The organism is Streptomyces sp. NPDC031497, from assembly GCF_055580905.1.
In genome coordinates this window covers 14,682-29,166 of the sequence record NZ_JBVIKO010000051.1, presented here as the reverse complement: position 1 = coordinate 29,166, position 14,485 = coordinate 14,682, and the positions used below count along the sequence as shown (strand labels likewise).

General features: G+C 71.5%; 15 protein-coding genes and 1 pseudogene. 7 read left to right on the top strand and 9 right to left on the bottom strand.

Annotation, left to right across the window (positions count from 1 at the left end):
* Together ACZ5K7_RS47675 and ACZ5K7_RS47670 are read right to left on the bottom strand one after the other, a co-directional pair.
* The coding region (locus ACZ5K7_RS47675) for a maltotransferase domain-containing protein (RefSeq protein ID WP_468924782.1) at positions 1–612 on the bottom strand (612 nt) is incomplete at its 3' end.
* Between the two features lie 103 nt (positions 613–715).
* Positions 716–1,009, bottom strand: a complete 294-nt coding sequence (locus ACZ5K7_RS47670) for a DUF5133 domain-containing protein (protein WP_351711276.1) — start codon at positions 1,007–1,009, stop codon at positions 716–718.
* Between the two features lie 306 nt (positions 1,010–1,315).
* Between ACZ5K7_RS47670 and ACZ5K7_RS47665 the strand changes: the two genes are divergently transcribed.
* Positions 1,316–1,819: a pep a2 gene (locus ACZ5K7_RS47665; protein WP_351711274.1), complete on the top strand. Its 504-nt coding sequence runs from the start codon at positions 1,316–1,318 to the stop codon at positions 1,817–1,819.
* Between the two features lie 23 nt (positions 1,820–1,842).
* A complete protein-coding gene (gene glgX / locus ACZ5K7_RS47660) occupies positions 1,843–4,005 on the top strand; it encodes a glycogen debranching protein GlgX (RefSeq protein WP_468924787.1) in 2,163 nt (720 codons plus the stop codon).
* Here the strand turns inward: glgX and ACZ5K7_RS47655 are convergent.
* Positions 3,974–4,789: a VOC family protein gene (locus ACZ5K7_RS47655; protein WP_351711272.1), complete on the bottom strand. Its 816-nt coding sequence runs from the start codon at positions 4,787–4,789 to the stop codon at positions 3,974–3,976. The two genes, glgX and ACZ5K7_RS47655, sit on opposite strands and share 32 nt — an antisense overlap.
* A 128-nt stretch (positions 4,790–4,917) precedes the next feature.
* Here ACZ5K7_RS47655 and ACZ5K7_RS47650 point away from each other — a divergent pair, with 128 nt between their 5' ends.
* A complete protein-coding gene (locus ACZ5K7_RS47650; protein ID WP_351711270.1) occupies positions 4,918–5,232 on the top strand; it encodes an ANTAR domain-containing protein in 315 nt (104 codons plus the stop codon).
* 3 nt (positions 5,233–5,235) lie between these two features.
* Here ACZ5K7_RS47650 and ACZ5K7_RS47645 read toward each other — a convergent pair whose 3' ends face one another.
* The gene (locus ACZ5K7_RS47645) at positions 5,236–6,039 is read right to left on the bottom strand and encodes an RNA polymerase sigma factor SigF (protein ID WP_468924779.1); all 804 of its coding nucleotides are present in this window, start codon (positions 6,037–6,039) and stop codon (positions 5,236–5,238) included.
* A 266-nt stretch (positions 6,040–6,305) separates the two neighbouring features.
* On the opposite strand from ACZ5K7_RS47645, the gene ACZ5K7_RS47640 reads away from it, so the two are divergent.
* The 4 genes from ACZ5K7_RS47640 to ACZ5K7_RS47625 all read left to right on the top strand — a co-directional run bounded on the left by ACZ5K7_RS47640 (position 6,306) and on the right by ACZ5K7_RS47625 (position 9,125).
* Positions 6,306–6,761 carry a MarR family winged helix-turn-helix transcriptional regulator gene (locus tag ACZ5K7_RS47640; protein WP_468924777.1) on the top strand — a complete coding sequence of 152 codons (456 nt, stop codon included), beginning with the start codon at positions 6,306–6,308 and terminating at the stop codon, positions 6,759–6,761.
* Positions 6,758–7,585 carry an ABC transporter ATP-binding protein gene (locus ACZ5K7_RS47635; protein ID WP_351711264.1) on the top strand — a complete coding sequence of 276 codons (828 nt, stop codon included), beginning with the start codon at positions 6,758–6,760 and terminating at the stop codon, positions 7,583–7,585. The genes ACZ5K7_RS47640 and ACZ5K7_RS47635 overlap by 4 nt, the downstream gene beginning before the upstream one ends.
* Positions 7,545–8,399 carry an ABC transporter permease gene (locus tag ACZ5K7_RS47630; protein WP_351711262.1) on the top strand — a complete coding sequence of 285 codons (855 nt, stop codon included), beginning with the start codon at positions 7,545–7,547 and terminating at the stop codon, positions 8,397–8,399. Before ACZ5K7_RS47635 ends, ACZ5K7_RS47630 begins: the two co-directional genes overlap by 41 nt.
* A 195-nt stretch (positions 8,400–8,594) precedes the next feature.
* The gene (locus tag ACZ5K7_RS47625) at positions 8,595–9,125 is read left to right on the top strand and encodes a hypothetical protein (RefSeq protein WP_351711260.1); all 531 of its coding nucleotides are present in this window, start codon (positions 8,595–8,597) and stop codon (positions 9,123–9,125) included.
* Between the two features lie 126 nt (positions 9,126–9,251).
* On the opposite strand, the gene hemC is transcribed toward ACZ5K7_RS47625, so the two are convergent.
* From hemC to ACZ5K7_RS47600, 5 genes and pseudogenes are all read right to left on the bottom strand, one after another.
* The gene (hemC, locus tag ACZ5K7_RS47620; RefSeq protein ID WP_351711258.1) at positions 9,252–10,187 is read right to left on the bottom strand and encodes a hydroxymethylbilane synthase; all 936 of its coding nucleotides are present in this window, start codon (positions 10,185–10,187) and stop codon (positions 9,252–9,254) included.
* Between the two features lie 141 nt (positions 10,188–10,328).
* The gene (locus tag ACZ5K7_RS47615; protein WP_351711256.1) at positions 10,329–11,105 is read right to left on the bottom strand and encodes an NPP1 family protein; all 777 of its coding nucleotides are present in this window, start codon (positions 11,103–11,105) and stop codon (positions 10,329–10,331) included.
* Positions 11,106–11,245: 140 nt separating this feature from the next.
* Positions 11,246–12,205, bottom strand: coding sequence for an ATP-dependent DNA ligase (locus ACZ5K7_RS47610; protein WP_468924785.1), 960 nt, complete (start codon positions 12,203–12,205; stop codon positions 11,246–11,248).
* Positions 12,206–12,302: 97 nt separating this feature from the next.
* Positions 12,303–12,584: pseudogene (locus tag ACZ5K7_RS47605) on the bottom strand (response regulator transcription factor); the annotation flags it as partial.
* Positions 12,585–12,888: 304 nt separating this feature from the next.
* A complete protein-coding gene (locus ACZ5K7_RS47600) occupies positions 12,889–14,361 on the bottom strand; it encodes an MFS transporter (RefSeq protein WP_351711254.1) in 1,473 nt (490 codons plus the stop codon).
* Between the last annotated feature and the right edge of the window lie 124 nt (positions 14,362–14,485).

The following is a 14,485-nucleotide window of genomic DNA, read 5'->3' as shown; positions in this document are numbered from 1 at the left end:
CCAGGAGCCGTACAGGGCCCGCTCGCGCTCGACCAGCAGCGGCAACGGCTCGGAGCGGGTGACCAGTTCCCTGAGCGGATACCGGGTGAGGATCTCGTCCACCTCGGCAGCCAGCGCGTTCGCCAGACGGGTGTGCAGGGGCAGGGTTTCGTCGCCCAGGGCGCGGGCCGCCGCCGCCACCCGCTCGCGCTCCGGTCCCGCGGGCATCCGGGCGGCCGCGCGCGCGTACAGCTCGGTGCCCTCCTCCAGGACCAGGCCGGTGTCGATGCCCGCCGGGATCTTCACCCGCGCGTGTCGCCGCCAGGTGGTGAGCGGGGCGCTCCAGGCCTCCACGTGATACGTCCAACGGCCCGGTTTCCCGTCGACGGTGACCTCCGCGCCCCAGCGGTCGGTGCCGGGGACCAGCTCCCGCATCGGGGTCCAGGGGCCGGGCCGGCCCGCGGGGTCGCACAGCACCACATTGGCGCCGACGGCGTCATGACCCTCACGGAAGACGGTGGCGGTGACCTTGAAGGTCTCGCCGGGGACCGCCTTCGCCGGACGCCCGCCGCCGTCCACGGCCGGTTGCACGTCACGCACCGGAACACGGCCGATGGCCTCTGTCGCCTTCATGGGTGTCACCTCCGCCGTGCGCGGAGCCGGGCCCGGGGCCCGGCTCCGCAAGTCCGTAGTGCGCGGGAGGACGAGGGGTCCTCCCGCGGGGTCCGCCTGCGGATCACTGCCTCGCGGTGCTCCGGTCCGACGGCGGACCCCGTCGGACCTTCTCGCTCAGCTGGGCCCGCCCGCCCTGTTCCCGCAGATAGGTGACGAGGCTGGTGCGCAGATAGCGCTCGGCCGCGTCCACCGCCTCCCGGGCGCAGCGCTTGCCCATCAGCACACACAGCGTGTAGCCCGAGTCCTCGAAGGTGGACCGCACCTCGCGGTCCTGCGGCGAGGCGAGCATGACGCGCTCCCACGCCCGGTAGCGCCGCAGCTGCCGGGCCACCTCGGCCTTCGCGGGTAGCAGCATGGCCGTGTCTTTCCTTCCGACGCTCTCGAATGGGCACGTGTCCCCGACGGTCGGGGAGCGTCCGGGCACGGAAGGGCACGGAGCCGTTACGGCGAATCGAGGCTTTCACTCATGGTGCACGGACGGCGACGGAGCGTCTTGTTGGATCTTCAACGACCTCATGCGTCTCTCAGGTTGCACGAATGGCGTAGCGCCCGCACTGTGGGAAGTGACTCAGAAGCGATGAGTGCTCACGCTGCGCGTCCGGAACGGATTTCCGGACGGGTGAGGGGAGCGGGAGCCGCGCCGGGTGAGGAGCCAGCGACAATGAAGACCGCAGTGCCCTGCTACTACCACCTCGACGTGGAGGTCAGCCCGGAACGGGTGGGACAGGTCAGCCGCATCCTGGCCGCCCATCTCCGCTACTGGGACCTCGACAACCTCGTGGACCCCGTCTGCCGCGGTGTCGAACTGCTGCTGACCGCCATCGACCAGCACGCCACGGACAAGCACACGTCCATCGAGATGTGGTGGAACGGGCAGCACCTCATCACCGCCATCGGCGACGACGACCGCGACCTGCGCCCCGACCAGGACCTGCGCTCCTGCCTGGCGCACCTCGCCGCCACCAGCGACGGCTGGGGGTGCTGTGCCCCGGAGACCGGCAGCAAGATCATCTGGTTCTCGCAGCGAGCCCGGTCCGGTGAGCGCGTCCCCCTGGTCCCGACCGCGCCCGCGCCCAGCCTGCGCCGGACGCTCCGGGTGCCCCGCGCCGTCCCTGTCGCCCTGTTGGCCGAATCCGCCGAGGGCGTCCTGGAGGGCGCCCGGTGACGGCTCGGAAGTCCCGGAAAGGGGTGCCCGTGTGGAGCGGGCACCCCTACCCGTTGGGCGCCTCCTTCGACGGACAGGGCACCAACTTCGCCCTGTTCAGCGAGGTCGCCGAGCGGGTCGAGCTGGTCCTGGTCAACGACGCCGGCACCCGGCGGCCGGTGCCGATGACGGAGGTCGACGGCTTCGTCTGGCACGCCTATCTGCCCGGCGTCGGGCCGGGGCAGCGCTACGGCTACCGGGTGACCGGCCCCTGGGACCCCGAGGTCGGCCACCGATGCAATCCGGCGAAGCTGCTCCTGGACCCCTACGCCCGGGCGGTCGACGGCCAGATCGACAACCACGCGTCGCTGTACGAGCGGACGCCCGGCGGACCGTCCCCGGCGGACAGCGCCGGGCACTCCATGCTCGGTGTGGTCACCGACCCCTACTTCGACTGGGGCGACGACCGTCCGCCCCGGCGCGCCTACTCCGACTCGGTGATCTACGAGGCCCACGTCCGTGGCCTCACCCGCACCCATCCGGAGGTACCCGAACGGCTCAGGGGCAGCTACGCCGGTCTCGCGCACCCCGCGGTCATCGAGCACCTGACCTCGCTCGGCGTCACGGCGGTCGAGCTGATGCCGGTCCACCAGTTCGTGCAGGACGGGGTGTTGCAGGACCGGGGGCTGTCCAACTACTGGGGCTACAACACCATCGGATTCTTCGCCCCGCACCACGACTACGCCGCCTTCGGCAGCCGCGGCGAGCAGGTCAACGAGTTCAAGGCGATGGTCAAGGCGCTGCACGCGGCCGGCCTCGAAGTGATCCTCGACGTGGTCTACAACCACACCGCCGAGGGCAACGAGATGGGCCCCACGCTGTCCTTCCGGGGCATCGACAACGCCTCCTACTACCGGCTGGTCGACGGCGACTGGGCGCACTACTACGACACCACCGGTACCGGCAACAGCCTGCTGATGCGCCACCCCTACGTCCTCCAGCTGATCATGGACTCGCTGCGGTACTGGGTGACCGAGATGCACGTCGACGGCTTCCGCTTCGACCTCGCCGCCACCCTGGCGCGGCAGTTCCACGAGGTGGACCGCCTTTCGGCGTTCTTCGACCTGATCCAGCAGGACCCGGTGATCAGCCGGGTGAAGCTGATCGCCGAGCCCTGGGACGTGGGGGAGGGCGGCTACCAGGTCGGCAACTTCCCGCCGCTGTGGTCGGAGTGGAACGGCAAGTACCGTGACGCCGTAAGGGACTTCTGGCGGGCCGAGCCGGGTTCGCTCGGCGAGTTCGCCTCCCGGCTCACCGGCTCCTCCGACCTGTACCAGCAACGGGGACGGCGGCCACGCGCGAGCGTCAACTTCGTCACCGCGCACGACGGTTTCACCCTGCGCGACCTGGTGTCGTACAACGACAAGCACAACCAGGCCAACGGCGAGGACAACCAGGACGGCGAGAGTCACAACCGGTCCTGGAACTGCGGCGCCGAAGGCGGCACCAAGGACCCGGCCGTCCTCGAACTCCGGGCCCGCCAGCAGCGCAACTTCCTCGCCACCCTGCTGCTGTCCCAGGGCATCCCGATGCTCAGCCACGGCGACGAACTCGGCCGCACCCAGCGTGGCAACAACAACGCCTACTGCCAGGACAACGAAGTCTCCTGGACCGACTGGGAACTCACCGAGGAACAGCGGACGCTCAGCGACTTCACCCGCTACGTCATCGGACTGCGCGCCGCCCACCCCGTGCTGCGCCGGCGCCGTTTCTTCCGCGGCGAGACCGCCGTGCACCCCGGACAGCCACTGCCCGACCTGGTCTGGCTGCTGCCGGACGCCCGCGAGATGACCGACCGGGACTGGCAGCGCCCCGACGCGCACTCGGTGGGCGTCTTCCTCAACGGCGACGCCATCGCCGAACGCGACCCCTACGGCCGGCGCCTGGTCGACGACTCGTTCCTGCTGCTCCTCAACAGCTTCTGGGAACCGGTCGACTTCCGGCTGCCCGACGAGTCCTACGGCGAGCGCTGGACGGCCCTGGTCGACACCGCCGAGCCCGACGGCATCCCCGACGAACGCGAACGCAAGGCGGGCACCAGGCTGCGCGCCGAGGCCCGCAGCCTGGTCCTGCTGTCCCGGCCCTCCCGCGGCAAGGACCGAGGAACCGAAGGAATCAGGAGAGCAGGGGGCGTACGGTCACGGTGAACTGCGCCCCGTCCGGGTCGCGCAGGATGGCCTCGGTGTCCTTCTCCTGGAGGACACTGCCGCCGTGCTTCTCGGCGGCCCGTGCGCACTCGCCGACGTCGTTGACCGCGAAGTGGATCTGCCAGTGCGGCCGTACCGTGGGATCGGGGGCCGCCTCCACCGCCCCGGAGTCGATCCGGGCCACGGCATCGCCCCGGCTGCGCAGCACCACCTCGCCGCCCTCGTACTCCACCTCACAGCAGCCCTGTTTGTCGGAGGCCCAGCCGAGGACCTCGCCGTAGAAGATCGCTGAGTCGAAGGCGTTGCGGGTGTGCAGGCGGATGAAGGTGGGTGCGGCCTCCCGCCAGGTCTCCCAGTTGGAGACCAGGTCGCCCTCCCAGATGCCGAAGATCGCCCCGTCCCGGTCGGCGAGCAGCGCCGCGCGGCCCGGCGGGAAGGACAGCGGCCCCACCGCCGGCGTCCCGCCGCGCTCGCGGGCCCGGGCGACCGCCTCGTCCGCGTTCTCGACGGCGAAGTACGGCGTCCAGGCCACCGCCATCTGCCACATCGCGGCGACCGCGGCGATCCCCGCGACCGGCACCCCGTCCGCCAGGGCGATCCGGAAGTGGTCGCCCAGCCGGACACTGCGCCATCGCCAGCCGAGCACGGCGCTGTAGAACCCCTCGGTCGTCTGCACGTCGCGGCTGGTCAGGCTCACCCAGCACGGGGCGCCGAAGACCGAGTGCGTGGAGATGACCTCTCGCTGCTTCTTCACGGGGCCGGGGGCAGGCGTGTCGTTGTTCATGGCACTCGCGTCCTGGGGTCGGGGCCGGCAGGGGAACCGGCCTGACACCAGTCTCCAACCGGAAACGGCCGGGGTGCCTGCCGAGTACCCCGGTGGCACTGCGCCAGACGAGTGACGACGATGGGGGAGTGAGCGAGAGCGAGGCGGATTCGGTCCTCCACCTCCAGGAGGAGATCGACCAGCTCAAGGAGGCCGTCGCTTCCCATGCCGTGGTGGACCAGGCGATCGGGATGGTGGTCGCGCTCGGCCGGGTCACCCCCGACGAGGGGTGGGAGGTGCTCAAGGAGGTCTCCCAGCACACCAACGTCAAGCTCCGCAATGTCGCGGAGCTGATCCTCGTCTGGGGGCGCACCGGGGACATGCCCGCCGAGATCCGTGCCGAACTTGAGGACGCCCTCGACCGGTACGGGCCGACGCAGATCCCCGGTGCGCCGTCCGGGTGAGACTCAGCCCGCCTCGGTCAGCAGCTCCTCGCGCAGCCGCTCGAAGCAGGCGCTGAGCAGGCGGGAGACGTGCATCTGCGAGACGCCCAACTGCTCGGCGATCCGGCTCTGTGTCATGCCGCGGAAGAACCGCAGATAGAGGATGAGCCGGTCGCGCTCTGGAAGGCCCTGGAGGCAGGGCTCGGCCGCGGCGCGGTCGACGACCAGGTCGTAGCCGGGGTCGGGGCCGCCCAGGGTGTCACCGAGCGCGTAGCCGTCGGCGCCGGACACCTCGGCGTCCAGCGACAGCGCCGAGAAGCAGTCCAGGGCCTCCATCCCGGAGCGCACCTCGCTCTCGGTGAGCTGGGCCCGCTCGGCGATCTCGGCGACGGTGGGCGCGCCGCCGGGGGAGGTCTGGTCCAGCTCCTTGAGGGCGGCCCGGACCCGGTTGCGCAGCTCCTGGACCCGGCGTGGCACGTGCAGGGTCCACATGTGGTCGCGGAAGTGGCGCTTGATCTCGCCGGTGATCGTCGGCACGGCGTACGCCTCGAAGGCCCGCCCGCGCGCCGGGTCGTAGTGGTCGACGGCCTTCACCAGTCCCAGCGCGGCGACCTGGCAGAGGTCTTCCAGGGCTTCCCCGCGGCCGCGGAACCGTACGGCGATCCGCTCGGCCATGGGCAGCCAGAGCTCGACCAGCCCGTCCCGCAGGGCCCGGCGCTCCGGACCCTCGGGCAGCCCCGCCAGCCGGACGAAGTCCGCTGCCGTGTCGGGGGCGTCGTCGTGTGGATGGGGCTTGGTGGTGGCGACGACTGCGGTGGTGGCACGCATGGGGCGCACCTCCCTCAACGGGTGCTGTGTGGACGGACACCGTGGGAGGAACGCTCCTCGGACCCCAGGGAGAGCACGGAGGCACCGGCGGAAGGCGGCTCCCACGCACGTGCCTCCGGTCCGAAGCACTGAACAGCGGATTCCCCGAATGGGGTAAATCCAAACAAAATGCGAACAAGGCTGGCATTACTCTCACCCTCTGGCGGACTGGCTCTTGACTGTCCCTTGGGTGGGATTACCTCTGTAGCAGAGGTAATCTTCCGGGTGTGAAATCGGAGACCTTCCCGGAAGAGCTGGCCGACGCGCTCGTCGGGATCCAGCGGCTGATCCGCCGCCGGCTGCGCCGCGGGCTCGCGCTGCCCCGGCTGCGCGGTGCCGAGGTGGAGCTGCTGCGCCTGGTCGAGTCGCGGCCCGGGATCGGCATCTCGGACTCGGCCAAGGAGCTGTACCTGGCGGGCAACTCGGTGTCGACCCTGGTCAACCAGCTGGTCAGGGACGGCTACCTGCTCCGCGAGACCGACCCCGCCGACCGCCGGGCCGCCCGGCTGCTGCTGACCGAGGCCGCCGAGAAGCGGCTCGCCGACTGGCAGCGGCGCCGCGCGGACCTCCTGGTGAGCCATGTGTCCCGGCTCGACGAGGCGGACCGGGCGGCGCTCGAAGCCGCGCTTCCGGCGCTGCGCAAGCTGGCCGTCACCCTGCACGAGGAGGCCCAGGAATCATGACGCCGGACACCATCGCAGTCGCCTGCACGGGACTGTCCTACACCTTCGGGGAGACCCGGGCCGTGGACGGGCTCGACCTGACCGTGGGTGAGGGCGAGGTCTTCGGGCTGCTCGGCCCCAACGGCGCCGGCAAGACCACCGCGATCCGCTGCATCACCACCCTGCTTCCCGTCCCCGCCGGGATGGTCCGCGTCTTCGGCCACGACACCGGCCGGGAGCGGATGGCCGTCCGCAGACTGCTCGGCTACGTCCCGCAGCAGCTGTCCGCCGACAGCGGGCTCACCGGACGCGAGAACGTCGCCCTGTTCGCCCGCGTCTTCGACGTCTCCCGGCGTGAGCGCGCCGAGCGGGTCGCGCAGGCGCTGGAGGCCGTCGACCTCGCCGACGCCGCCGACCGGCTCGCCGGCACCTACTCCGGCGGCATGGTCCGCCGCCTCGAACTGGCCCAGGCGCTGGTCAGCGCGCCCCGGCTGCTGATCCTCGACGAGCCGACCATCGGCCTCGACCCGATCGCCCGCACCGGCGTGTGGGACCAGATCAACGCCGTACGCGAAGCCACCGGCATGACCGTCCTGGTCACCACCCACTACATGGACGAGGCCGACCAGCACTGCGACCGGGTCGGCCTGATGCACCGCGGCCGGATCCGCGCCCTCGGCACCCCCGACGAGCTCAGGCGCGGCCTCGCCGAACGCCGGGGCACCGACACCCTGCCCACCCTCGAAGACGTCTTCCGCGACGTGGCCGGCAGCGGCCTCGACGACCAGTCAGGAGGATTCCGCGATGTCCGAAGCACCCGCCGCACCGCGAACCGCGTCGGCTGAGCGCCCGGCGGCAGCATCCCTGCTGCTAACGCCGCCCCAGCCGCGCTCCGGGTGGCGGCTGCTGCCGGCCCGGGTCGTCGCCATGTGCGCCGTCGAGCTCCAGAAGCTCCGCCACGACCGCACCGAGCTCTACACCCGAGCGATACAGCCGGCCCTGTGGCTGCTGATCTTCGGCCAGACCTTCACCAGGATCAAGGCGATACCCACCGGCGGCATCCCCTACATCGACTACCTCGCGCCCGGCATCATCGCCCAGTCCGCGATGTTCATCGCCATCTTCTACGGCATCCAGATCATCTGGGAGCGCGACGCCGGCATCCTCAACAAGCTCCTCGTCACCCCCACCCCGCGCTCCGCCCTCATCACCGGCAAGGCCTTCGCGGCCGGGGTGAAGTCGCTGATCCAGGCCGTCGTGGTGATCGTCATCGCCGCGATCCTCGGGGTCTCGCTCACCTGGAACCCGCTGAAACTGCTCGGGGTCGGGCTGGCCGTCGTCCTCGCCTCCGCCTTCTTCTCCTGCCTGTCGATGAGCATCGCGGGCATCGTCCTCAGCCGCGACCGGCTGATGGGCATCGGACAGGCGATCACCATGCCGCTGTTCTTCGGCTCCAACGCCCTCTACCCGGTGGCGATCATGCCGGGCTGGCTCCAGGTGGTCAGCAAGATCAACCCGCTGAGCTACCAGGTCGACGCCCTGCGCGGGCTGCTGCTCGGCACGCCCTCGCATCTCGGCCTCGACTTCGCCGTGCTGGCGGTCGCCGCCGCGCTCGGTATCGCCGCCGCCTCCTCGCTGCTCGGCCGCCTGGCCCGCTGATCTTGCCGCGGGTGAGACGCCGACGTGATGTGCGGCACGCGTCTGTGTCCCGCCCCGGAGTCCCGGGGCGGGATAACCGCTGCGCAAGGCTTTGATCAGCGATCAAAGCGGGCGAACCCCCTGGCCACAGCGCATTCCGCGCATTTGACAGTGCGCTGAGGGCACAGATAAACAGCGTGGGTCGAGAGGGGCACTGTGTACGAGCCGAACGTGGTCGGGGACTGGCACGAGTACGACGAGCATGCCGGTCTGCGGGTCCGCGTCCACCGCCTGGAGGAGGCCGAGCCGCCGCGCGGCCGGGACGACGCCGCGGCCGGGCTGACGTACTTCAGTGTCCGGGTGACCGTCGAGAACCGCGGGTCCCGTCACTTCGGCGTCCAACTGGAGGACGGCCAGATCGATGTGCGGGTGGGCCCCGACGGGGAGGGCGCGGTCATCGACTGGCGCAGCTCCCAGTTCATCGAGGGCTTCGACGTCTACCCGCTGCGCCGCGCCACCGCCGTTCTCTACGCCGCCGGCCCGGAGGCCGCCCTCACCCAGGTGGACATCCAGATCCAGCTGCGTGTCGACGAGGACTGGACCGACCGGCGGCTGTGGGCGGGCGGCATCGGCGTACTGGAGTCGACCACCGCCACGGCCTGCCAGAGCGCCGCACCGGGCAGCCTGGCCCACCAGGTGACCGCCTTCCTCAAGGACCAGACCGAGCCCGGCCCGACTACTCCCTGAGTGACGACGCGCCCCGTAAGGGGCGTGGGGCTGCATTGAATGTGCGGCTACCGCCGCGTGGGCGCGAGCGCCCCCCACGCGCCCGCAGCCGGACGATGACACATCCCGGCGCTACCAGCGGAGCGCCTAGTGCGGGATGCCGTCGATGATCTCGCGGGCGCCCTGCCGCAGCAGCGCCACGGCGACCGAGGTGCCCAGCGTGGCCGGGTCGAGACGGCCGGCCCATTCGTGGGCGTTCAGCCGGGTCTTGCCGTCCGGGGTGAACACACAGGCGCGCAGCGACAGTTCACCGCCGCCGTCCACCCGGGCGTAGCCGGCGATGGGGCTGTTGCAGTGCCCCTGGAGGACGTGCAGGAACATCCGCTCGGCGGTGGCCTCCCGGTAGGTGTCCGGGTCGCCGAGCTCGCTCACCACGTCGATCAGCTCGGTGTCGCCCTCCCGGCACTGCAGCGCGAGGATGCCCGCGCCGATCGGCGGCATCATCGTCTCCGGGTCGAGGACCTCGCTGATCACGTCCGTACGATCGATCCGCTCCAGGCCCGACATCGCGAGCAGCAGGGCGTCGGCGTCCCCGGCGGCGAGCTTCTCCAGGCGCCGGTTGGCGTTGCCGCGGAACGGCACGCACTCCAGATGCGGATGGGTGGCCGCCAGCTGGGCGATCCGGCGGACCGCGGAGGTGCCGATCCGGGTGCCCGGCGGCAACTGGTCCAGGGTGAGCCCGCCCGGGTGAACCAGGGCGTCACGGATGTCGTCCCGCTTCAGGAACGCCGCGAACACGGTTCCGGCGGGCAGCGGCCGGTCCGCCGGCACGTCCTTCACGCAGTGCACGGCGAGATCCGCCTCGCCGGCCAGCAGCGCGGCGTCCACCTCCTTGGTGAACGCCCCCTTCCCCTCCACCTGGGACAGGTCGCCCAGCCACTTGTCGCCGGTCGTCCTGACCGGCACGACCTCGGTGCGCACGTGCGGATGCAGGGCGGCCAACTCGGCCCGGACCCGGGCCACCTGAGCGAGCGCCATCGGAGAGTCGCGGGAGACGATACGGATCAACTCTGGCACGGACATGGGGACACGATAGACCTTCGTGCCGGCCACGGATTCCGACATCCTGTCGGCCTCCGTGGCCGGCCGCCGCGGCCGGGCCGGGCGCGCTGCGCAGCGGGCGACGGTACTCCGCAGGTCACGGCGCTCGGTCCGGCGGCGAGGTCAGGCGCCCGGGTCGAAGGTGATTCCCGACGGCTTGGCCGAGGTGAGGTGGGAGGCGAAACTGGCGTCCTTGAGGCCGAAGTTGGCGCTGCCGAAGTCGTAGGCGCTCAGCTTGTCGCGCAGGCCGGCCGGGTAGCCGTTCCAGCCGACCAGCGGCGGGTACTGCCAGGTGCCCTTGTGGTTCTCCGGCGGCTCGTCGTTGGAGTTGGCCAGCCGGAAGCAGTGCGTGCTGACGCCGTCCTTGTGGTAGACGATCTTCGCGTGGGTGCCGTCGAAGCGGACCTCGGACGCGGCGTGCACGGTGAACGAGCCGTGGTTGGACGTCGACACGTACTTGATCTGGCCGCTCTGCACCCACACCACGACGTGCTCCCAGTCGTGCCGGTGCCCGCCGATGCTGCTGCCCGCGATCGCCTGGTCCTTCTCGAAGTACAGGCCGTACATATAGGCGCACCAGCCGTTGTTGCACTTGTAGCGCGAGTAGCTGTTGGTGTTGTCGAGGTCGGAGGCGTCCCGGCACGAGCCGTTGAGCGCGCCGGTCGGGTTGAGGCCGCCGTTGACCGTGCCGTCGGGGCCGATCGCGGGCGTCGAATAGCAGCCGTCGGTGTCGTAGTCGAAGGCCGGCTGGTAGGTCTTCTCGACGGTCTCGGCATTGGCGGGCAGCGCCTGCGGCGGGGCGGCGAAGGCGGCGGCGGGGAAGGCGACGACCAGGGCGGCGGCACCGGCGAGTCCGGTCAGCCATCTGCGGCGACCGATGCGGAACGTCCGTGACGACACGGAGGCCTCCAACTGCTGCGGGGGGAAGGGAGGTTCAGCTTCCCCTTCGGTCAAGACTTTGCCAAGACGTCCCGGGCGTCCCGCTGGTGAAGCCCCGCCCAACAGTCGGTCGGTGTACGCCGGACCGGCACCGGCGACGGTCAGCCGATGCCGTCCGGCAGGTCCGCCGCCGACTCCTCCGGCGTGAGGTCCGGGCGCAGCCGCAGCCAGGACGGCTGGCGCAGCAGCCCGGCCCGGGTGCGGGTGCTGTAGTTGACCTCGCCGACCAGCCGGGGCAGCACCCAGTGCGCGCCCGGGACCGGCGGGACCGGGTCGAAGGGGCACGCATCGGTTCCGGCGACCCGCAGCAGCGCGGCCAGTTCGGTCCGTTCCGCCTCGCTCCAGCCGGTGCCCACCCCGCCGACGTACCGCAGCCGTCCGTCGGCGGACCGCTGGCCGACCAGCACCGCGCCCGGCAGCCCGGTCAGCCGCCCCTTGCCCGGCAGCCAGCCGCCGACGATCACGTCCGCGGCCCGCATGTTCCGGATCTTGATCCAGGCACGGGACCGCACCCCCGGCTCGTACACCGAGTCCAGCCGCTTGCAGACCAGGCCCTCAAGGCCGTGCTCCCGGGTGGCCCGCAGCGCCTCGGCGCCGTGCCCGACGACGGCCCCTGGCGTCGACCAGTAGGGGCCGTCGAGACCCAGTGACTCCAGCCGGGTCCGCCGCTGCGCGTAGGGCACCCTCAGCAGCGGGCCGCCCTCCAGGTGCAGCACGTCGAACAGCACCAGATGGACCGGGACCCGGGCCGCCATCCGCGCCGCCCGCGCCGGGGCGTGGGCCAGGCCCATCCGGCTCTGCAGCAGCTGGAAGTCGGCGCGCCCGCCCTCGTCGAGGGCCAGCACCTCGCCGTCCAGGATCGCCGGGACCCGGCCCAGCATCCCGCCCAGAGGGCGCAGTTCGGGATACGCGGCGGTGATCTCCTCGCCGGACCGGGCGCGCAGCAGCAGACCCCCGTCGCCGGGCAGATAGACGACCGCGCGCTGGCCGTCCTGCTTGGTCTCGTACGCCCACCGGGCGTCCTGCGCGGCGGGCGGCAGCCTGCCGGGCGTGGCGAGCATGGGCGGGATCAGCGGCAGGGCGGTGGTCACGGCAGAAGATGTGAACCGCCCGCGGTCGTGCCACGCGTCCCGCGGCGCCGGTTCCCTCGAACGGCCTTCAGCAGCCGGTCGCCGGCGGCGGGGGCCGCACCAGCCCCGACTGGTAGGCCATCACCACGAGTTGGGCCCGGTCCTGGGCGTCCAGCTTGGTCATCGCCCGGTGGATGTGGGTGCGCACGGTCGGCGGGGAGACGAACAGCTTCCCGGCGATCTCCTCGTCGGAGCGGCCCTGTGCCGCCGGCGCCATGACCTCGCGCTCCCGCGCGGTGAGCACCCGCAGCTGTCCGGGCGGCGCGAGCCAGGCCCCGGGCGCGGGCGTGGCCGGGAACCTGGTGACGAGTCCCGCCGCCGGACAGGAACGAGGCGAACAACAGCACCGGCGCCGGCGTGTCGACGGCGCGGGCGTGGTCCTCGGCGTGGCGCTGCCAGGGATGCTCAATCGGCCGCTCGGTCGGATTCCCGTGACCACGGCCGGCGATACGGCGGCCGGGCCGGGAGGGAGGTCTCCGCATCAGCCGCTCTCGGGAACCGGCCCAGACCACCCCGGGCCATCTCGCCCGTCGTCAGGAGGGGTACGGGTACGCCGGTCGGTACCCGGGGAGCGGGCCGCTCCCCGAAGGCACGGTCCGCTCCCTGTGCGTCGCTCAGTGCACCGACTCCGCCGCGGGCTCGACCGGGGCCGGTGCGGGCTCCGCGTCCGCCGGGCGGCGGCCGGGCAGGAAGGAGGCGAGGACGAAGGCCAGCACGGCCGCGCCCGCACCGATCGCCATGACGACCTTGAACGCGTTCTCGGAGGGCAGCGTGGCGCCGCCGAGGCTGATCGTCATCTGAGCCAGGATCACACCGGCGACGGCGCTGGCCACCGACGTACCGATGGACCGCATCAGCGTGTTGAGGCTGTTGGCGGCGGCCGTCTCCGACGCCGGGACGGCACCCATGATCAGCGCGGGCATCGCGCCGTAGGCGAAGCCGACACCGGCGCCGATGACGCAGGAGACCAGGATCAGGTGCCAGACCTCGGACATCAGGGCGATGTTGAGGCCGTAGCCCGCGGCGACGATCACCGCGCCGATCATCAGCGTGACCTTCGGGCCCCTGGCCTTGGTGATCGCGGCCGAGACCGGGGCGAAGGCCATCATGACCAGACCCTGCGGAGCCATCACCAGACCGACCGTCATCATCGACCTGCCCAGGCCGTAACCGGTCTGGGTCGGCAGCTGGAGCAGCTGCGGCAGCACCAGGGACATCGCGAACATCGAGAAACCGAACGCGATCGAGGCGAGGTTGGTGAACAGCACCTGGCGGCGGACCGTGGTGCGCAGGTCGACCAGCGGCCGGGCGGTGCGCAGCTCGAAGAAGCCCCAGGCGACGAGGACCACGACCGCGAGCGCGAACAGGCCGAGCGTGGTGCCGCTCGCCCAGCCCCAGTCGGCGCCCTTGGAGACGGCGAGCAGCAGCGAGACCAGGCCGACCGCCAGGCCCACGGCGCCGACCGCGTCGAAGCGGCCGCCCGAGCGCACCTTGGACTCCGGCACCAGGAGCACGACCAGCGCGAAGGCGACGACACCGAGGGCCGCCGAGGTCCAGAACAGCACATGCCAGTCGAAGTGGTCCGCGATGAAGGCCGCGGCAGGCAGGCCCAGCGCGCCGCCGACGCCCAGTGAGGCGCTCATCAGCGCCGTCGAGCCGGCGAGACGCTCCGGCGGCAGCTCGTCGCGCATGATGCTGATGCCCAGCGGGACCACGGCGGCCGCCAGACCCTGGAGGGTACGGCCGACGATCATCGGGACCAGCTCGTCGCTCAGCGCGCACACCACCGAGCCCGAGACCAGCAGCACCAGGCTGATCAGCAGCATCAGCCGCTTGCCGAACATGTCACCGATACGGCCGGCCACCGGGGTGGCCACGGCGGCGGCCAGCAGGGTCGCCGTCACCGCCCAGGCGGCGTTGGACGCGGAGGCGTCGAGGTACTTCGGCAGCTCCGGGACGATCGGGATCACCAGGGTCTGCATCAGCGAGACGGTGATACCGGCCAGGGCCAGCACCGCCACCACCGCGTTCGGACTGGGGCGTGCCGGTCTCGATGACCCGGCGGGCTGGACAGGGGCTTCGGACATGGGAGAGGGCCTCCGTAGGCAGAACAGGGAGCGGCGCAGGGCGACACGCAGCGACACGGGATACTTTAAGTCAGTCGCTTGACTTACCTTACTGGCAGGAACGGCAGGCACCGCGCGCCGCTGC

What these genes read in the sequence shown, in the direction of transcription:
- ACZ5K7_RS47610 (WP_468924785.1), bottom strand. Translation starts at nt 12,205, where the DNA reads ATGCTCGCCACGCCCGGCAGGCTGCCGCCCGCCGCGCAGGACGCCCGG.
- ACZ5K7_RS47635 (WP_351711264.1), top strand. Translation starts at nt 6,758, where the DNA reads ATGACGCCGGACACCATCGCAGTCGCCTGCACGGGACTGTCCTACACC.
- ACZ5K7_RS47665 (WP_351711274.1), top strand. Translation starts at nt 1,316, where the DNA reads ATGAAGACCGCAGTGCCCTGCTACTACCACCTCGACGTGGAGGTCAGC.
- ACZ5K7_RS47655 (WP_351711272.1), bottom strand. Translation starts at nt 4,789, where the DNA reads ATGAACAACGACACGCCTGCCCCCGGCCCCGTGAAGAAGCAGCGAGAG.
- ACZ5K7_RS47600 (WP_351711254.1), bottom strand. Translation starts at nt 14,361, where the DNA reads ATGTCCGAAGCCCCTGTCCAGCCCGCCGGGTCATCGAGACCGGCACGC.
- ACZ5K7_RS47645 (WP_468924779.1), bottom strand. Translation starts at nt 6,039, where the DNA reads ATGCGTGCCACCACCGCAGTCGTCGCCACCACCAAGCCCCATCCACAC.
- ACZ5K7_RS47670 (WP_351711276.1), bottom strand. Translation starts at nt 1,009, where the DNA reads ATGCTGCTACCCGCGAAGGCCGAGGTGGCCCGGCAGCTGCGGCGCTAC.
- hemC (WP_351711258.1), bottom strand. Translation starts at nt 10,187, where the DNA reads ATGTCCGTGCCAGAGTTGATCCGTATCGTCTCCCGCGACTCTCCGATG.
- ACZ5K7_RS47630 (WP_351711262.1), top strand. Translation starts at nt 7,545, where the DNA reads ATGTCCGAAGCACCCGCCGCACCGCGAACCGCGTCGGCTGAGCGCCCG.